Source organism: Vogesella indigofera, from assembly GCF_003633895.1.
In the GTDB taxonomy this organism is placed as follows: domain Bacteria; phylum Pseudomonadota; class Gammaproteobacteria; order Burkholderiales; family Chromobacteriaceae; genus Vogesella; species Vogesella indigofera.
The window spans coordinates 14730-33761 of the sequence record NZ_RBID01000015.1; the positions used below are offsets into that span (position 1 = coordinate 14730).

Consider the following 19032-nt stretch of genomic DNA (forward strand, 5'->3'; position numbering starts at 1 on the left):
CGGCTTACTGAAACAACATAAGCTCACGCTACGATAACGTGTTTATGTTGCTATTGACTATAGGTAGTTTCACGGAGTTCCCGTAGCACTGATCACAGCTTAAGCAGCAATTATGAAAATCTGATGAATCGCCGCCATGAAAAATGCCCCGTCGGCGACGGGGCATTGGCAGCTCTGGCAAACAGGCAAGGCGATCAGCCGATGCGCATGCCCGGTTCGGCGCCGTCGTCGGCGTCCAGCAGGAACAGGCCGGAGTTGTCCTCCGGGCCGGAGGCGCACACGATCATGCCCTGCGACACGCCGAAGCGCATCTTGCGCTCGGCCAGGTTGGCGACCACGATCACCTTGCGGCCAACCAGCGCTTCCGGCTGCTGATAGGCGCTGCGGATGCCGGAGAAGATGTTGCGCTGCTCGAAGCCGAGGTCGACGGTGAACTGCAGCAGCTTGTCGGAGCCTTCCACAAAGTTGCAGGCCAGCACCTTGCCGACGCGCAGGTCCAGCTTGGCGAAGTCGTCGATCTTGATGGTGTCGGCCAATGGTTCGTAGTTGGCCGCGGCGGCCGGTGCTTGTGTTTCCATGCTTTGCTTGTTCGCCTCGATGAGTTTTTCCACTAGCAACGGATCGATGCGCTGCATCAGGTGCTGGTACGGTTTGATGGTGTGGCCCAGCAGCAGCTGGTCGGCATCCGCCCACTGCAGCGGCGCCACGTCGAGGAAGGCTTCCACGCCTTCGGCCAGCTTCGGCAGCACCGGCTTCAGGTAGATGGTCAGCAGGCGGAAGGCGTTGATCAGCACGCTGCACACTTCGTGCAGGCGCGCGTCCTGCCCTTCCTGCTTGGCCAGTTCCCACGGTTTGTTGGCGTCCACATAGCCATTGACGATGTCGGCAATCGCCATCACCTCGCGCAGCGCCTTGGCATACTCGCGGGCCTCATAGGCGGCGGCGATGTTCTCCGCTTCACCGGCGATGTTGCCGAGCAGGCGGGTTTCGTCTTCGAGCTTGGCCGCCAGCTGACCACCGAAGCGCTTGCTGATGAAGCCGGCGGCGCGGCTGGCGATGTTGACGAACTTGCCGACCACGTCCGAGTTGACGCGCGCGACGAAGTCATTGAGGTTGAGGTCGATGTCCTCGATGCGGCCGTTGAGCTTGCCGGCGATGTAGTAGCGCATCCATTCCGGATTCAGGCCGCAGTCGAGGTAGGACTTGGCGGTGATGAAGGTGCCGCGCGACTTGGACATCTTGTGGCCGTCCACGGTCAGGAAGCCGTGCGCGAACACGCCGCTCGGCGCGCGGTAGCCGGCGTATTTCAGCATCGCCGGCCAGAACAGCGCGTGGAAGTAGAGGATGTCCTTGCCGATGAAGTGGTACATCTCGGTCTTGCTGTCCGGCTTGAACCACGCGTCGAAATCGATGCCGGTGCGATCGCACAGGTTCTTGAAGCTGGCCATGTAGCCGATCGGCGCGTCCAGCCACACGTAGAAGTACTTGCCCGGCGCGCCGGGGATCTCGAAGCCGAAGTACGGCGCATCGCGGCTGATGTCCCAGTCCTGCAGCCCGCCTTCGATCCACTCGTTCATCTTGTTCAGCGACTCGGCCTGCAGGTGGGCCTGGCTGCCGCCGTCACCGCGCAGGCTGCTGCCGCCGGTCCAGTCCTTGAGGAAGTCGGTGCACTCGCCGAGGCGGAAGAAGTAGTGCTCGGACGTCTTCAGCACCGGCTTGGCGCCGGATACCGCCGAGTACGGGTTCTTCAGTTCGGTCGGGCTGTAGGTGGCGCCGCACTTCTCGCAGTTGTCGCCGTACTGGTCGGCCGCGCCGCACTTCGGGCATTCGCCCTTCACGAAGCGGTCCGGCAGGAACATGTTCTTTTCCGGATCAAACAGCTGTTCGATGGTGCGGCTGGCGATCTTGTCGTTGGCCTTCAGCGCCAAGTAAACCTGCTCGGAGAACGCCTTGTTTTCCGGACTGTTGGTGCTGTAGTAGTTGTCGTAACCGATGTGGAAGCCGCTGAAATCGGCCAGATGCTCGGTATTGACGCGCTCGATCAGCTGCTCCGGGGTGATGCCCTGCTTTTCCGCGGCCAGCATGATCGGGGTGCCGTGGGTGTCATCGGCACAGACGTAGTAGCACTCGTGGCCACGCATCTTCTGGAAGCGCACCCAGACATCGGTCTGGATGTGTTCAACCATATGACCCAAGTGGATGGCGCCGTTGGCGTACGGCAGTGCGCTGGTAACCAGAATCTGGCGTTTAGTCATGAAATGCATCCCGATAAGCAATACGAAACCGTCGATTATAACGACAAAGGTTGGCCGCAACAGCGTTGCGGCCAACCTTTATAAACAGTGCGCCCGAAACATCAGGCTGCCTGCGCCACCGGCGCCGCGCGCAGCTTCATCGCGTGGCGGACCCGCGGCCGCGCCACCAGCACGAACAGCAGCGAGGTCAGCAGCGACATCAGCGCGAAGCCGATCATGCCGCCCGCGATATAGGCGTGGCGAAACAGCTCGATGCCGAGCGCGTAGCCGGCCATTGACAGCATGCTCATCGCCGCCGACACCGTGCCCTTGCTCACCGTGCTGGCCATCAGCGCGAAGCGGTACAGCACCGCAAACGACAGCCCCTCGCCGAACGCCATCAGGCTCATGCCGGCCACCATATAGATGTGCGGCACGCTGCTGAACTGGATGCCGCCCAGCATCAGCGCCAGGCCGCCGACGATGGGCCACATGCCCAGTAGTACCGAGCGCCCCAGCGCCAGGCGCTCGGTGAGCAACACCAGCGCGAAATTGCCGGCGATCAGGCCGCCGAACACCGGCAGCTGCCACAGGCCGTATTCGACGGTGCTCATGCCAAGGTCTTCCACCAGCAGCACCGGCGACAGCGCGATCCAGCCCATCAGCGGCATCGCCAGCAGCGGGATGCACAGCAGCGACAGCACGAAACGGCGGTCGGCGAGCAGCGCCAGGTAGTCCGCGCCCATGCGGCGCAACGGCGCGCGCGTGCGGCCAACGTTGACCGTTTCCGGCATCTTCCACCACAGCCCGATCAGCGCCAGCAGCGACACGCCGGCGATGAACAGGAAGCAGCTGCGCCACGGCGCAAACTCGATCAGTGCGGCGCCGGCCAGCGGGCCGACCATCGGCGCGATCAGCGCCACGTTGGCCATCAGCGCGGTGACCTTGACCGCGGTCTTCTCCTCGAACGCCTCCTGCACCGCGGCGTAGCCGACGGCATTGATGAAGCACAGCCCGACGCCCTGCAGCACGCGCAGCGCCATGAACGCCTCGATCGAGGTCACCAGATAGGTGGCCAGACAGGCAACGATGAAATAGACCACCCCGCCCAGCAGCACCGGCCGGCGACCGATGCGGTCGGACAGCGGCCCGGTCAGCCACGGCATCAGCGCGCCGCCAAGCAGGAAGGCGGTCATCGCCATCGGCACCCACTCGATACCGACGCCGAACTCCTGCACCACGCGCAGCATCGCCGGCTGCGCCATGTCGTTGGCGATGTAGACCGCAAATTCAAACAGCACCAGCGCCAGCGGGAACAGCATCCGCGCCGGGGTCAAACGGGAAATCTTGGTGAATTCAGACAAAACATAACCTCGGAAAAACCACAACAGCGCAGTCTGCCGCCCTGCGCCGGTTCAGAAAAAAGGCGTCGATTCTACGCCGAATCAGGCACTTGCACCAGCAAATCTGTCTATATCGCCACCATGACAAAAAAGTAAGCGCCACACTGTGCCAAGGTTGGCCGCAGCCACGCCGACAGCGGCATGCACGACGCCGGCGCAGCGCTTATCATGACGGCTGCAGCCAAAACGGCGGGCAAGCCTGTTCGCCCGCGGCAAACCCGATTAAAATAGTCGGCTATTCATCCCGCTCAAGATCACCCATCATGCTTTCCCGACTCGGCAAATTGTTTGGCGTCCATGGCGACGCCGCTTCCCGGACTACTGACATGGCCCTGACCGACACCGACATTCTCGATGCCATCGCCGACCTGATCGACGAAGACACCCACAAGCCCTACCGCAAAGGCGTCAGCGTGCAGCAAAACGATGCCGCCCACCTCAATGTGCGCGTGGTCCTGCCCTACCCGGCCAAAAGCCGCTTCGCCGCCATCGCCGAGCTGTTCCGCGAACGGCTTGCGCCGCTGGCCGGCGAGCGCAAGCTGAGCATCGACGTGGTCAGCGAGATCACCAGCCACTCGGTACAGCGCGGCGTGCCGCTGCTGCCGGGGGTGAAGAACATCATCGCGGTGTCGTCCGGCAAGGGCGGCGTCGGCAAGTCCACCACCGCGGCCAACCTGGCGCTGGCGCTGGCGGCGGAAGGCGCGTCGGTCGGCATTCTGGACGCCGACATCTACGGCCCGTCGCAGCCGCTGATGATGGGCCTGCAGGGCCAGAAGCCGGAGGTGATCGACGGCAAGCTGGTGCCGCTGCCGGCGCACGGCGTGCAGACGATGTCGATCGGCTACCTGGTGGACGAGGACCAGGCGATGGTGTGGCGCGGCCCGATGGTGAGCCAGGCGCTGCAGCAGCTGCTCAACGACACGCTGTGGAACGAGCTGGACTACCTGGTGATCGACATGCCGCCGGGCACCGGCGACATCCAGCTGACACTGTCGCAGAAGGTGCCGGTCACCGGCGCCATCATCGTCACCACGCCGCAGGACATCGCGCTCTTGGATGCGAAAAAGGGGCTGAAGATGTTTGAGAAGGTGGGCGTGCCCATCCTCGGCATCGTCGAGAACATGGCGATGCACGTGTGCAGCAACTGCGGCCACGAAGAACACATCTTCGGCCACGGCGGCGCCGACAAGATGAGCGCCCAGTACGGCGTCGACGTGCTCGGTTCGCTGCCGCTGGATCTGGGCATCCGCCTGGCCACCGACGACGGCTGCCCGACGGTGGCGGCGGCGCCGGACAGCGCGCTGGCGGCACGCTACCAGCAGATCGCGCGCAAGGTGGCGGTCAAGGTCGGTGACAAGGCACGCGACTTCTCTGGTAAATTCCCGAAAATCGTCATCCAGAACAGTTAATCCCTCATGATCGGCATGTTTGATTCCGGCCTAGGCGGCCTTTCGGTGTGGCGCGAGCTCACCGCCCAGCTTCCCGACGAACCGGTGATCTACCTGGCCGATCAGGGCTACTGTCCTTACGGCGGGCGCAGCGACGACGAGCTGATCGCCCGCGCCGAGCTGATCGCCGACTACCTGCTGGCACAGGGCGCCACCCTGCTGCTGATCGCCTGCAACACCGCCACCAGCGCCGCGGCGCGCCACCTGCGCCAGCGCCACCCGGCACTGCCGATTGTCGGCATGGAGCCGGCGATCAAGCCGGCGGCGCTGTCGACGCAAAGCGGCAAGGTCGGCGTGCTGGCAACGCAGGCCACGCTGCGCGGCGAGAAATTCCGCCAGCTGGCGGCGCAGCTGCACGACCACGCCGAGATCTACAGCCAGGCCGGCACCGGCTTTGTCGAGCTGGTGGAAAGCGGCGAGCTGGACAGCGACACGGCCCGGCGCACCGTCGCTGCGGCGCTGGCGCCGCTGCTGGCGCACAACGTCGACCACGTGGTGCTCGGCTGCACCCACTACCCGTTCCTGGCGCCGCTGATCCGCGCCCAGCTGCCGCCGCACATCGACATCATCGACCCCACCGACGCCGTGGTGCGCCAGACGCTGCGCCTGCTGCAGCAACACCACTGCCGCAGCGGCCCGCAGACGCCGCCGCACTACCGCTTCGTCACCACCGGCGACGATCACAGCATGCAACAATTCCTGCAGCAGATCCTGCAGCGCGACGACCGCGTCGAGGCACTGCAGCCGGCCTGAGAGCGTGTTCACGATCTCCGCGAGGCAAGACGAAAACGGCTGCGGAAGCGGCGTTTATCCAGATATAAACAAGCATGCCGAAGCCGCCGCCTGCACCGCATCACCCCATCGAGATCAAGTCGCAGTAGCACGTGAACAGGTTCTGAGGCTGCGGCCAACGTTGGCCGCAGCGCAGCACGCACCAATAGCGCACATCAGTCCGCACCAAATCAAGGCAACCACCCTCCTCCGCACCAGTGCTCAGCGCAAGGCATCGTCATGACGCCTTGATGCACAAGGCTGGCGCCCGCTGGCACCATTTTTGCAAGAAAGCGCCCCAATCACAGGCATTCGTATCCGCAGCCCGCCGTGCTGCACCACGGATACGCACCATTGGAGCGCAAGCATGACGGAAACAAGTGCAAACGACGTATTGTTCTTACTGATCGGGGCCATTCTGGTGCTGGCGATGCACGCCGGCTTCGCCTTCCTGGAGCTGGGCACCGTGCGCAAGAAAAACCAGGTCAACGCCCTGGTCAAGATCCTCACCGACTTCGCCATCTCGGCGCTGGCCTACTTCTTTGTCGGCTACGGCGTCGCCTACGGCGTGCACTTCTTCAGCGACGTCAGCCACATCAGCCAGGCCAACGGCTTTGAGCTGGTGAAGTTCTTCTTCCTGCTGACCTTTGCCGCCGCCATTCCCGCCATCGTCTCCGGCGGCATCGCCGAGCGCGCGCGCCTGCACCCGCAGTCGGCGGCTACTTTCCTGCTGGTCGGACTGGTGTATCCGTTTTTCGAGGGCATCGTCTGGAACGGTCACTTCGGCCTCCAGGACTGGCTGGCGGCCAACTTCGGCGCGCCCTTCCACGACTTTGCCGGTTCGGTGGTGGTGCACGCCGTCGGCGGCTGGATCGCGCTGGCGGCGGTGCTGCTGCTCGGCGCCCGCCGCGGCCGCTACACCAAGGAAGGCCGCGTCAGTGCCCACCCGCCGTCGTCCATCCCCTTCCTGGCACTGGGCGCCTGGATCCTGATCGTCGGCTGGTTCGGCTTCAACGTGATGAGCGCACAGAAGGTCGGCGGCATCTCCGGCCTGGTGGCGGTCAACTCGCTGATGGCGATGGTGGGCGGCACGCTGACCGCGATGTGGGCCGGCCGCGACGACCCCGGCTTCATCCATAACGGCCCGCTGGCCGGGCTGGTGGCGGTGTGCGCCGGCTCCGACGTGATGCACCCTCTGGGCGCGCTGGTCACCGGCGGCGTCGCCGGCGCCATGTTCGTCTACCTGTTCACCCTCACGCAAAACCGCTGGAAGATCGACGACGTGCTCGGCGTATGGCCGCTGCACGGCCTGTGCGGCGCCTGGGGCGGCATCGCCGCCGGCCTGTTCGGCCAGCACTGGCTTGGCGGCGCCGGTGGCGTCAGCCTGGCCTCACAGCTGATCGGCACCGCGGCCGGCGTCGGCATCGGCTTTGGCGGCGGCTACCTGGTGTACGGCGTGCTGAAAAAAGTGGTCGGCATCCGCCTCAGCGACGAGGAAGAATTCAACGGCGCCGACCTGTCCATCCACAACATCACCGCCACCCCGGAGCGGGAGAGCAACTGGTAGGCGATCCGGAAAGACCGGGACGGCCGGGACGGCTTGCCATCCGGGCAGTCGGACTCGACGCAAAGAGAGGCTCCGAAAGGGGCCTCTTTTTGTGGAGTGTCCGTACAGGTGCGGTGGAGCGGCAGCGGCGAGTCGCCCCGGCCGGTCTAGGCCAGATCGATGTCCGTAATCGGCAGCTTGTTCGTCACCTTCATCTCCCGCAATGAAATATTCGAGCGGATGCTCAATACGCCCGGCAATTTTCTCAGCACTTTCTCGACAAAATGGCTGTAATCATCGAGATCCCTGGCAACGACCTGCAACAGGAAGTCGGCCTCGCCGGTTGTGTTGTGGCAGGCGAGCACATTGGGGCTAGCCTGGATGATCCGCTCGAACGCGGCCGTGACTTCCTCGCTGTGCTGCGTACAAACGATCTGCACAAAGGCCATCACGCCGATCCCGAGCTTGCGCCGGTTCAGTACCGCTTTATAGCCTTCGATCACGCCCATCTCTTCCAGCCGTTTCTGGCGCCGCCAGCAAGAGGCCTCGCTCAGGGCCAGCTGCTCGGCAAGCCTGGCATTGGACAGCCGGCCATCCTGTTGCAGCCGGTCGGCAATGGCAATGTCCACTTTGTCTAGTGCGGCCATGGCGAAACAACCTTTCAATCCGTTTTCACTGGCGAAATATTATTTCATATTCGCCGTTATTCCCATCGAAAACAGAAAGGTAAATTCACGGCAATGCTTCACAATGAAGGAACACTTCAACACAGGAGCCGCTCATGAAAGCTGTTGTCTACGAATCGTTTTCCGCCCCGCCGCAACTGACGACCGTTCCCGACCCGACGCCGGAATCCGGCGGCGTCGTCATCAAGGTCATGGCGACCGGCGTTTGTCGCAGCGACTGGCATGGCTGGGTCGGTCATGATCCGGACATTCAGCTTCCCCATGTTCCGGGGCACGAGTTCTCCGGTGTCGTGGAGGCGGTCGGCAAGCAGGTGACGAAGTGGCGGGTGGGCGACCGGGTGACGGTTCCGTTTGTGGCCGGGTGCGGCCATTGCCCAGAGTGCCACTCCGGCAACCATCAAGTCTGCGACCACCAGTTCCAGCCCGGTTTCACCCACTGGGGATCGTTTGCCGAGTACGTGTCCATCCATCAGGCGGATATCAATCTGGTGTCCTTGCCGGAAACGCTGGATTTCACCACCGCGGCCAGCCTGGGGTGCCGCTTCGTCACCTCGTTCCGCGCGGTGGTGGACCAGGGCAAGACCTCGGCCGGCCAGTGGGTGGCGGTTCACGGCTGCGGCGGCGTCGGCCTGTCCGCCATCATGATTGCCAATGCCATTGGCGCCAATGTGATCGCCATTGATATTTCGGAAGAAAAGCTCGATCTCGCCCGTGCGCTCGGTGCGGTGGCCACGGTCAACGCCGCCAAAGTGCCCAACGTGGTCGAAGCCGTGCTGGAGATCACCCGCGGCGGCGCGCACGTGTCACTGGATGCTCTCGGGCACCCTGTCACCTGTTTCAATTCGGTCAGCAACTTGCGCAAACGCGGCAAGCATGTGCAGGTCGGCCTGATGCTGGGCGAGCACAGCACCCCGGCCATTCCGATGAGCAAGGTCATCGCGCATGAGCTTGAAATCCTGGGCAGCCACGGCATGCAGGCGCACCGCTATGACGCGATGTTCGCGATGATGAAGTCGGGCAAGCTGGCGCCGGAAAAGCTCATCGGCCGGACGATCAACCTTGAACAGTCGATCGATGTGCTGATGAATATGGACAAATTCGAAGTGGCAGGCGTGACGGTCGTCACGGAGTTCTGAGATGGGCGTGAGGCTTCGACGCGAAGCGTGTTCGTGCCACAAGCCAATTTCGAGGTCCCGACGCGCGCCCGCTCAAGTGGCCACACTGAGTCCCTTGTGCTGATGGTGGCCATTATTGAGTACTAGGAATTCATCTGAAGTTCGGCCAAGGCAGCCAATGAGTAGCCAGACTCACAATGGCAGGTTTGCACAGGAGCCCTGTCCCGCTCCTGTTGCTACTTGCTTGCCAGCACCTCGGATTCGTGAGGCTGCCAACCACCACCCAGTGCCTTGAAGGCTGCGACCGCTGCGCGTGCCGATTCCGTTTGCGCCTGTGCTTGTGCGTCGGCGGCGCGGAGCAGGCTTTCATCGGCTTGCAGCACCTCGATCAGGCTGACGACCCCTTTTTGATAGGCGGCAAACGAGGCCGACCGGGCGCGGCCGAGCGAGTCCACACCTTTGGCAAGGACAGCCGCCTGTTCTTCGCGTTTGACCAGGGCCGAGAAGGCGTTTTCCACGTCCTCGCTTGCCCGTAGCACGGCAAGCCGATACGCGGCCAACCTTTCTGCTTCCTGCCCCTTGGCCAGGTCGATCTGCGCGTTGATGCGAGCAAAATCGAACAGACGCCAGCGCAGCCCCAGCACCCCGGCGGCCTGGCTGGCACCGCTAGTGAACAGATTGCCGGCGGACACGGCCGTCGCGCTGCCGATCAGTCCGCTCAGCGTGAGCTTGGGGTAATACTCGGCAAGAGCGACGCCGATACGGGCATTCGATGCCGCCAGACGGCGCTCGGCCACGATCAGGTCAGGCCGGCGCCGGAGCAACTCGCCCGGTGATCCGGTGGCGGCAATGCGTGGGGCGAGAGGGATGGCACCGACTTCGGCCAGCTCGGCGCGATGCGTGCCGGGTGACGAGCCCAGCATCACATCCAGTGCGTTCATCGCCGCGTCCAGCCCCGTTTCGAGCACTGGCACGGAGGACTGAACCTGGGCAAGCACCCCTTCGGCCTGGTTCACCTGCAGTTCGGCCGCCAAGCCCTTGCCATACAACCGCCGGATGATCTTGAGCAGTTCCTGCTGCTTCTGCACCTGCCGACGGGCAACATCCAGGCGGGTTTGCAATCCGCGGATACTGATATAGATGTCGGCGGTCTGGGCTGCCACCGCCAGCCGCGTGGCCGTGGCGCCGGCTTCCGAAGCCTGATACTCGGACAGCGCCGCTTCTTGCCCGCGCCGCAAGCCACCGAACAAGTCCAGTTCCCAGCTGGCCCCGAGATTGGCCTCGTAGGCATTGCCATAGCGGTCGAATCCGGGTGTCGAACTCAAGACTTGACCCATGGGCGTTTCAACGGATTGGTAGGCCCTGGCGGCCTGGCCGCCGACATTGCCGGCAGGCAGCAAGGCGGCATGGGCCGCCCCCAGACCCGCCCGCGCTTGCACGACGCGAGCGGATGCCTGCGCAAGATCGAGATTCTGTTCCAGCGCCAGCATCACGTATCGACTCAGTTGCGGATCACCGAAACCCTCCCACCATACGGCCAGGTCGGCACGGGTGGACGCATGGCGCTGTTCCACCGTGGCCGCGCCCAGATACCGTTCAGGCATCGGCATGTTGGGCCGGACATAATCGGGACCGACGGCACAGCCGGTCAACAGGCTGACGGCGATGAGCAAGGCAAGTGGGTGTTTAGCTAGCACGGACAGGCTCCGGATTTGAATGAACTATAGTGACCATAATACATATTGGTCACTCATTGTCAATTTTTGAGCAGGTCTGTAAGCTACAACCCATGAAGAATACACACGCCTCCCCCGTTGCGGCCCGCGGCCCGGCCGACCACGACGTACGCGATCAAATCGTTGCCGCTGCCACCGAGCACTTCAGCCGCTATGGCTACGAGAAAACCACAGTATCGGATCTCGCCAAGGCCATCGGCTTTTCCAAGGCCTATATCTACAAGTTCTTCGAGTCCAAGCAAGCCATCGGCGAGATGATCTGTGCCAACTGTCTGCGCGAGATCGAGAACGATGTCAGAGCAGCGGTAGACGCCGCGGAACGCCCGCCCGAGAAACTGCGGCGGATGTTCAAAACCATTGTGGAGGCTAGCCTGCGGCTGTTTTTCCAGGACCGTAAGCTCTATGAGATCGCTGCCTCGGCCGCCGGTGAACGCTGGCAGGCGACGGTCGCCTACGAGGAGCGCATTCAGGGTTTGCTGCAGGAAGTCGTGCAGCAGGGGCGACTGAGCGGGGATTTTGAGCGCAAGACGCCGCTCGATGAAACCACCAAAGCGATTTACCTGGTGATGCGCCCTTATCTGCACCCACTGCTATTGCAGTACAACTTCGACAACACCGAGGAGGCACCCGCGCAACTTTCCAGCCTGGTGCTGCGCAGCCTGTCGCCATGATGATGCGACCAGCTTGTGACTATTGACTAAATTGGTCACAAGAACAATACTGAAAGTCCCGATTACTTCGTCAAAGGGACTTTCATGCTTTGGCATCGCCTTGCCCTCTCTACTGTCATTTGTGCTTTGCCGTTTGCCCTGGTCGCTTGCGGCGAAAAAGCACAGACCGACCCCCGCACCGGCACACCGCTGGTGCGTGCCGCCATCGTCCAGGGGTTCAGCCCTGAGTCACGTTCCTTCACCGGCACCATCGCTGCCCGGGTACAGAGCGATCTCGGCTTCCGCGTCTCCGGCAAGGTACTGGAGCGTCTGGTGGACGCCGGGCAAACCGTTAAACGCGGCCAACCGCTACTGCGGATAGACCCGGCCGATCTCAAGTTGGCCGCACAGGCACAGCTGGAGGCGGTTGCCGCGGCACGCGCGCGGGCGCAGCAGACGGCGCAGGACGAGGCCCGCTACCGTGACCTGCGTGGCACCGGTGCGATTTCTGCTTCCGCCTACGACCAGGTCAAGGCGGCGGCGGATGCCGCCAAAGCCCAGCTGAGCGCGGCCGAAGCACAGGCCGACGTGGCCCGTAATGCAAGCCGCTATGCGGAGCTGGTGGCGGATGGCGATGGCGTGGTGATGGAAACGCTGGCCGAGCCCGGCCAAGTTGTGGGCGCTGGACAGATCGTGGTGCGGCTGGCCCACGCCGGGCGCCGCGAGGCGGTGATCCAGTTGCCGGAAACCCTGCGCCCTGCGGTCGGTTCCAGCGGGCAAGCCACGCTGTTCGGCAAGGAAGACGTGAGCGTTCCGGCCAGACTTCGCCAGCTTTCCGATGCCGCAGACCGACTCACCCGCACCTTCGAAGCACACTACGTACTGGAGGGCGAATTGGCCGACGCCCCGCTGGGTGCCACGGTGACCATCCGGATTCCGGATGGCCAGGCCGCAGTGAACGGCGGCATGCAGGTGCCAATCAGTGCGCTGTTCGACGCGGGCAAGGGGCCGGGGGTATGGCTGATCGATGGCAAGCCGGCCAAGGTTTCCTGGCGGCCGGTCACCGTCTTGCACCTGCGTGACGATAGCGCGCGCATCGCCGGCCAGATCAAGCAAGGCGACCGGATCGTCGCGCTCGGTGCGCATCTGCTGCGCGAGGGCGGGCAGGTTCGCGTGGCTGAGCAAGCCGTCGCCATGGCAAGCGAAGGAGTCCAGCCGTGAGCGAAGGCCGTTTCAACCTGTCGGCGCTCGCGGTACGCGAACGCGCCATCACGCTGTTCCTGATCATCCTGATCTCGCTGGGCGGGGTGATGTCCTTCTTCAAGCTGGGGCGGGCCGAGGATCCCTCCTTCACGATCAAGGTGATGACCATCGTCACCGCCTGGCCCGGCGCAACCGCGCAGGAGATGCAAGACCAGGTGGCGGAGAAGATCGAGAAGCGCCTGCAGGAGCTGCGCTGGTATGACCGTAGCGAGACCTACACCCGCCCGGGACTGGCTTTCACCACGCTGACCTTGCTGGACAGCACCCCGCCGTCGGAGGTGAAAGACGAGTTCTACCAGGCCCGCAAAAAGGTCGGCGACGAAGTACGCAATCTGCCGCCCGGCGTGATCGGGCCATTTCTCAACGACGAGTACGCCGATGTGACCTTCGCCTTGTATTCACTCAAGGCCAGGGGCGTGCCGCAGCGCGAGCTCGTTCGCGACGCGGAAACGCTACGCCAGCGTCTGCTGCACGTGCCGGGCGTGAAGAAGGTCAACATCGTTGGCGAGCAGTCGGAGCGCATCTACGTCGAGTTTTCGCACGAGCGTCTGGCCACGCTGGGCGTCAGCCCGCAGGACATTTTCGCCGCCCTCAATAGCCAGAATGCACTGACGCCGGCCGGCGCGGTGGAAACCAGGGGGCCGGAGGTGTTCATCCGCCTGGACGGCGCCTTTGACCAGCTGCAGAAAATCCGCGACACACCGGTGGTGGCGCAAGGCCGCACGCTGAAGCTGTCGGACATCGCCACGGTCAAGCGCGGCTACGAAGACCCGGCGACGTTCATGATCCGTAACGGCGGCCAACCTGCGCTGTTGCTGGGCGTCATCATGCGCGACGGCTGGAACGGGCTGGATCTGGGCAAGGCGCTGGATAGCGAAGTCGGCGCGATCAACGCCGAGCAAGCGCTGGGCATGAGCCTGAGCAAGGTGACCGACCAGGCCGTCAACATCAGCTCGGCGGTCGATGAGTTCATGGTCAAGTTCTTCGCCGCGGTGCTGGTGGTGATGCTGGTCAGCTTCGTGAGCATGGGCTGGCGTGTCGGGGTCGTGGTTGCCGCGGCCGTACCGCTGACGCTGGCCGTCGTGTTTGCGGTGATGCTGGCGACCGGCAAGAACTTCGACCGCATCACGCTGGGGTCGCTGATCCTGGCGCTGGGTCTGCTGGTGGACGACGCCATCATCGCCATCGAGATGATGGTGGTGAAAATGGAAGAAGGCTACAGCCGCATCAAAGCTTCAGCCTACGCCTGGAGTCATACCGCGGCGCCCATGTTGTCGGGCACGCTGGTGACGGCAGTCGGCTTCATGCCCAATGGCTTCGCCCGATCCTCGGCGGGTGAGTACACCAGCAATATGTTCTGGATCGTTGGCGTCGCGCTGATCGCGTCGTGGGTGGTCGCGGTGGTGTTCACGCCGTATCTCGGGGTCAAGCTGTTGCCCGACTTCAAGAAGGCGGCAGGCGGCCACAATGCGATCTACGACACGCCACGCTACAACCGCTTTCGCCAGCTGCTGGGGCGCGTCATTGCCCGCAAGTGGATCGTCGCCGGCTCGGTGATCGGCCTTTTCGTGGTGTCGGTACTCGGCATGGCGGTGGTCAAGAAACAGTTCTTCCCGATCTCCGACCGGCCTGAAGTGTTGGTCGAGGTGCAGATGCCCTATGGCACGTCGATCACCCAGACCAGCGTCGCGGCCGGGAAGGTGGAAGCCTGGCTGGCCAAGCAAGAGGAAGCCAGGATCGTTACTTCCTACGTCGGCCAGGGCGCGCCGCGCTTCTATTTCTCGATGGGTCCGGAATTGCCTGATCCGTCGTTTGCGAAAATCGTGGTGCGCACGGACAACCAGGACGAGCGCGAGGCGTTGAAACACCGGCTGCGGCAGGCCATCGCCGATGGTTTGGCCCCCGAGGCGCGCTTGCGTGTTACTCAGCTCGTGTTTGGTCCCTATTCGCCCTTCCCGGTGGCCTACCGGGTCAGCGGCCCTGACCCGGATGTGTTGCGCAAAGTAGCGGCTGAGGTGCAGCAGGTCATGGATGCCAGCCCGATGATGCGCACGGTCAACACGGATTGGGGGGTACGCGTGCCCACCTTGCACTTCACCTTGCAGCAGGACCGCTTGCAAGCCGTCGGGCTGAGCTCCAGCGCCGTGGCGCAACAACTGCAATTCCTGCTGACCGGAGTGCCCGTCACCGCTGTGCGCGAGGACATTCGCACGGTGCAGGTCGTCGCCCGTTCGGCCGGGGATGTCCGGCTCGACCCGGCCAGGATCGGCGATTTCACCCTGGCCGGCGCCAACGGGCAGCGCATCCCGCTGTCGCAGGTGGGCAAGGTCGAGGTGCGCATGGAAGAGCCAATCATGCGCCGGCGCGACCGCATGCCGACCATCACGGTGCGGGGCGACATCGCCGAGGGCCTGCAGCCGCCGGACGTGTCCACGGCCATGACCCGGCAACTCCAGCCCATCATAGCCAAGCTGCCGACGGGCTACCGCATCGCGGAGGCCGGCGCCATCGAAGAATCGGGCAAGGCAACGGTCGCCATGCTGCCGATCTTCCCCATCATGCTGGCCATCACCCTGCTCATCATCATCCTGCAGGTGCGCTCCATCGCGGGCATGGTGATGGTGTTCCTGACCAGTCCGCTGGGACTGATCGGCGTGGTGCCGACGCTGCTGCTGTTCCAGCAGCCCTTCGGCATCAATGCGCTGGTCGGCTTGATTGCGCTGTCGGGCATCCTGATGCGCAACACGCTGATATTGATCGGACAGATACGCGAAAACGAACAGGCCGGGCTGGACCCATACCGTGCGCTGGTCGAAGCGACCGTGCAGCGCGCGCGTCCGGTGATCCTGACCGCACTGGCGGCGATCCTGGCCTTCATCCCGCTGACGCATTCGGTGTTCTGGGGAACGCTGGCCTACACGCTGATTGGCGGCACCTTTGCCGGGACGATCCTGACGCTCGTGTTCCTGCCGGCCATGTATTCCATCTGGTTCAAGATCAGGCCAAGCCCGTCGCAAAGCTGACCCCCCAATCCAAATCACCTACACAAGAAGGAACTGCCATGCCGAATTCCAAAGTTGTCGTCGTTACCGGCGTGTCGTCGGGTATCGGGCGTGCCGCCGCCATGCAATTTGCCAAACAGGGCTGCCGCGTATTCGGCACGGTGCGCAACACGGCCAAAGCGCAAGCCATACCCGACGTTGCCCTCATCGAGATGGATATCCGTGACGACACGTCAATTCAACGTGGCATCCAGACCATCATCGATCAAGCCAAGCGCATCGACGTGCTGGTCAACAGCGCGGGCATGACCCTGCTGGGCGCCACGGAAGAAACGTCGATTGCCGAAGCCCAGACGCTGTTCGACACCAACCTGTTCGGCCTCTTGCGCACGATCAAGGCCGTGTTGCCGCACATGCGCGAGCAGCGTTCCGGTCGCATCGTCAACGTCAGCTCGGTGCTGGGTTTTCTGCCCGCACCGTACATGGCGCTCTATTCGGCCTCCAAGCATGCCGTTGAAGGACTGTCCGAAACCCTGGATCACGAGGTGCGCCAGTTCGGCATCCGTGTGGCGCTGGTCGAACCTTCCTTTACCAAGACCAATCTCGACCTCAATGCGCCGCAGACCGCTTCCAGAATCTCCGACTACGACAAGGAGCTCGGCGTCGTTTCCCAGGCAATCCTGAACAATGTCCAAAAAGCGCCCGAGCCCGATGGCGTGGCCGCCACGATTGTTGATGCCGCCTTGGGCGCCTGGAAGATGCGCCATACGCCCAAAGGTGAGGCGTCTCTGCTGGCCAGGCTGCGCCGCTTCATGCCTGCCGGCCCGGTCGAGAAAGGCCTGCGGAAAACGTTTGGGCTGGCCTGAATCGATCCCGCCCCTCTAACAGTGGCACGCACCTCAATGAGCCTGGCGCCGAGGGAGCGAGCACCCTAAATGACCGGAAGAGCCTTATGACAGATTCAGACAGAAAGTCCAGCATGTCCTCGCGCGCCAGCATGGAACAGGCTTTGTCCAGCATGCCCCCCAGCACCGCCTCACCATGGCCGGTGTTCTGGGTGGCCAGTGTGGCGGTGTTTCTTGTCTCTATGGACGGCACCATGCTGTTCGCCGCCTTCAGCGCCTTGCGGGCCGGTTTCCCGCTGGCTACTGCGGCAGACCTCTCGTGGGTGCTCAATGCCTACACCGTGGCCTATGCTGCGATGCTAATCCCATCCGGCGGACTGGCCGACAAGCACGGGCACAAGCAGGTATTTCTCGTTGGTGTTGCGCTGTTTCTGGCGGCTTCTGTGGCCTGTGGTTTGGCGGTCAGCGTAGAGGGACTGGTCGCAGCCAGAGTTCTGCAGGCCATTGGGGCTGCATTGCTGACGCCGGCATCGCTCTCGCTCGTGCTGGCGGCGTTCCCGACAAACAAACGTGCTGTGGCGGTCAGCCTATGGGGAGCGGTCGGTGGTCTGGCGGCAGCGGTGGGCCCCAGCCTGGGCGCGTTCGTGATTGCGTCGCTCGGGTGGCAATGGGCGTTCTACCTGAATGTGCCGTTGGGCATTCTTGCCATCTGGCGCGGCGCAACACTGCTGACGGAGGCGAAGCAGTCAACCCCAGGGCGCCCGCTAGACCTGGCGGGGATGGGCTTGCTGATCGTCGGTATCGGTGCATTGGCGTTGTCCATTGTGCAAGCGGAGTCGCCAGCCTGGTCACGCCATGAGCTGCTGGCTGCTGCGGGCATCGGGTTGGCGTGCGTCGTCGGATTTGTCGCCTGGGCTCGGTCTATCACCGCGCCACTGGTGGACCTGGGCTTGTTCCGCAACGCCACATACCGTTACGTCAATCTCGCAACGTTGAGCTTCGGCATCGCGTTCTCGATGATGTTTTTCGCCTTCTTTTTTTACATGAAGTCGATCTGGCACTATTCGTTGCCGCTGGCTGGTCTGGCGATGGCGCCCGGACCGCTGCTGGTGATTCCGGTAGCCGCTGTGTCGGGCCGAATCGCGAGCCGGCATGGTCACCGACCTTTGCTGGTTGTGGGATGTCTGATCTACGCGGCCAGCGCACTGTGGTTTTTGCTGGTGCCCGGCACCGAGCCCGCGTATCTGACCGACTGGCTGCCGGGCATGCTGTTGAGTGGCCTTGGCGTGGGCATGGTGTTGCCGTCGCTGTCGGGGGCGGCGGTCAGCCACCTACCCTCCGGCCATTACGCCGTAGGTGCTGCCATCAACCAGGCGATACGGCAAGTTGGTTCAGTCATGGGTGTCGCCCTCACCGTCCTACTGCTCGGGAGCCCCGGTTTACAACGTGCTGACTTTAATACCGTCTACTTGTGCCATATGAGCTTGGCACTGCTGACCGCAGCCCTGTGCCTCCCCGTGAACACTTCGTCCGTAGCCATCGTAAAAGCGCATGCCTCAGACTGTGCCTGATTGCGAAAGGCATAGAGTAGATGGCGATTCTGTTGTCACGCCTGCACGAATGCGCCGCAGCTTCCCGAGCCTATCGCTCCTGGCTTGGGGGACTTGCCCATCCAACGACGGAGTTCGCCGTACGATTCATGGCGACGACTTCGGCATGGTTGGGACAGGATCCCAGCTTGCCGAAAAGCGCTGGCATCTGATCGCGCTTCCTGGCCATAGCAGGTGGGGTTCAGGCAAAACAAAGCCCTCCCAACGGAGGGAGGGCCTTGTTTGTGAGGAGCGGGGAGGTATCAGTGCTGATGCCCGTGCTCGCCATGTACATGCTGGTGGGCAATTTCCTCTGCGCTTGCCTCACGCACGTCCACTACCGTGATGGCGAAGCGCAGGGTTTTACCGCACAGTGGGTGGTTGCCGTCCAGCAATACGGTTGGGCCTTTGATCTTGGTGACGAAGTAGTAGCGCGGCTCGCCATCCGGGCCGATGCGCTGGATCTGGCCGCCGACCTTGACGCCGGGCGGGAAGTCGGCCTTGGGCATGGTGGTTACCAAGGCTTCGTCGCGCTCGCCGAAGGTGTCTTCAGTTGCGAGTTCCAGCGTGGTTTGAAAGCCTGCTTCCTGACCTTCCAGTGCGGCTTCCAGTTTGGGAAACAGGTTGTCGTAATCACCGTGCAGGTAGGAGACCGGATTCTTGCCATCGTCGTAAACCAGACCCTGGCTGTCTGTAACTTTCATGCGCAGGGTGACGGCGGTGTTTTGGGTGATTTTCATGGCG

Annotated in this window: 14 protein-coding genes; 9 read left to right on the forward strand and 5 right to left on the reverse strand. The window is 63.3% G+C overall.

Annotated elements, in window-relative coordinates; genetic code table 11:
* Window positions 1-194: 194 nt before the first annotated feature.
* On the reverse strand, window positions 195-2255 hold the full coding sequence (gene metG, locus C8E02_RS10110; protein ID WP_120810923.1) for a methionine--tRNA ligase: 2061 nt from the start codon (window positions 2253-2255) through the stop codon (window positions 195-197).
* A gap of 101 nt (window positions 2256-2356) precedes the next feature.
* Complete coding sequence (locus tag C8E02_RS10115) at window positions 2357-3598, reverse strand: MFS transporter (protein WP_120810675.1); 1242 nt, start codon at window positions 3596-3598, stop codon at window positions 2357-2359.
* A 365-nt stretch (window positions 3599-3963) separates the two neighbouring features.
* On the opposite strand from C8E02_RS10115, the gene apbC reads away from it, so the two are divergent.
* From apbC to C8E02_RS10130, 3 genes are all read left to right on the forward strand, one after another.
* On the forward strand, window positions 3964-5046 hold the full coding sequence (gene apbC, locus C8E02_RS10120; RefSeq protein ID WP_245961121.1) for an iron-sulfur cluster carrier protein ApbC: 1083 nt from the start codon (window positions 3964-3966) through the stop codon (window positions 5044-5046).
* A gap of 6 nt (window positions 5047-5052) precedes the next feature.
* A complete protein-coding gene (gene murI / locus C8E02_RS10125) occupies window positions 5053-5838 on the forward strand; it encodes a glutamate racemase (protein WP_120810677.1) in 786 nt (261 codons plus the stop codon).
* Window positions 5839-6223: 385 nt separating this feature from the next.
* Window positions 6224-7423 (forward strand): ammonium transporter, encoded by a 1200-nt coding sequence (locus tag C8E02_RS10130; protein ID WP_120810678.1) that lies wholly within the window; start codon window positions 6224-6226, stop codon window positions 7421-7423.
* A gap of 146 nt (window positions 7424-7569) precedes the next feature.
* Here C8E02_RS10130 and C8E02_RS10135 read toward each other — a convergent pair whose 3' ends face one another.
* On the reverse strand, window positions 7570-8049 hold the full coding sequence (locus C8E02_RS10135) for an Lrp/AsnC family transcriptional regulator (protein WP_120810679.1): 480 nt from the start codon (window positions 8047-8049) through the stop codon (window positions 7570-7572).
* Between the two features lie 134 nt (window positions 8050-8183).
* On the opposite strand from C8E02_RS10135, the gene C8E02_RS10140 reads away from it, so the two are divergent.
* Complete coding sequence (locus C8E02_RS10140) at window positions 8184-9224, forward strand: zinc-dependent alcohol dehydrogenase family protein (RefSeq protein WP_120810680.1); 1041 nt, start codon at window positions 8184-8186, stop codon at window positions 9222-9224.
* 215 nt (window positions 9225-9439) lie between these two features.
* Here the strand turns inward: C8E02_RS10140 and C8E02_RS10145 are convergent, their stop codons facing one another.
* A complete protein-coding gene (locus C8E02_RS10145; RefSeq protein WP_120810681.1) occupies window positions 9440-10900 on the reverse strand; it encodes an efflux transporter outer membrane subunit in 1461 nt (486 codons plus the stop codon).
* A gap of 92 nt (window positions 10901-10992) precedes the next feature.
* Between C8E02_RS10145 and C8E02_RS10150 the strand changes: the two genes are divergently transcribed.
* The 5 genes from C8E02_RS10150 (at window position 10993) to C8E02_RS10170 (ending at window position 18270) form a co-directional block, all read left to right on the forward strand.
* Window positions 10993-11610, forward strand: coding sequence for a TetR/AcrR family transcriptional regulator (locus C8E02_RS10150; RefSeq protein WP_120810682.1), 618 nt, complete (start codon window positions 10993-10995; stop codon window positions 11608-11610).
* 84 nt (window positions 11611-11694) lie between these two features.
* Entirely contained in the window at window positions 11695-12810 is a 1116-nt protein-coding gene (locus C8E02_RS10155; RefSeq protein WP_120810683.1) for an efflux RND transporter periplasmic adaptor subunit, read from the forward strand.
* A complete protein-coding gene (locus C8E02_RS10160) occupies window positions 12807-15875 on the forward strand; it encodes an efflux RND transporter permease subunit (protein WP_120810684.1) in 3069 nt (1022 codons plus the stop codon). The genes C8E02_RS10155 and C8E02_RS10160 overlap by 4 nt, the downstream gene beginning before the upstream one ends.
* Before the next feature lie 38 nt (window positions 15876-15913).
* Complete coding sequence (locus tag C8E02_RS10165; protein WP_120810685.1) at window positions 15914-16720, forward strand: oxidoreductase; 807 nt, start codon at window positions 15914-15916, stop codon at window positions 16718-16720.
* A gap of 86 nt (window positions 16721-16806) precedes the next feature.
* Window positions 16807-18270: an MFS transporter gene (locus C8E02_RS10170; RefSeq protein ID WP_120810686.1), complete on the forward strand. Its 1464-nt coding sequence runs from the start codon at window positions 16807-16809 to the stop codon at window positions 18268-18270.
* A gap of 281 nt (window positions 18271-18551) precedes the next feature.
* Here C8E02_RS10170 and C8E02_RS10175 read toward each other — a convergent pair whose 3' ends face one another.
* Entirely contained in the window at window positions 18552-19028 is a 477-nt protein-coding gene (locus tag C8E02_RS10175) for an FKBP-type peptidyl-prolyl cis-trans isomerase (RefSeq protein WP_047967559.1), read from the reverse strand.
* Window positions 19029-19032: the final 4 nt, after the last annotated feature.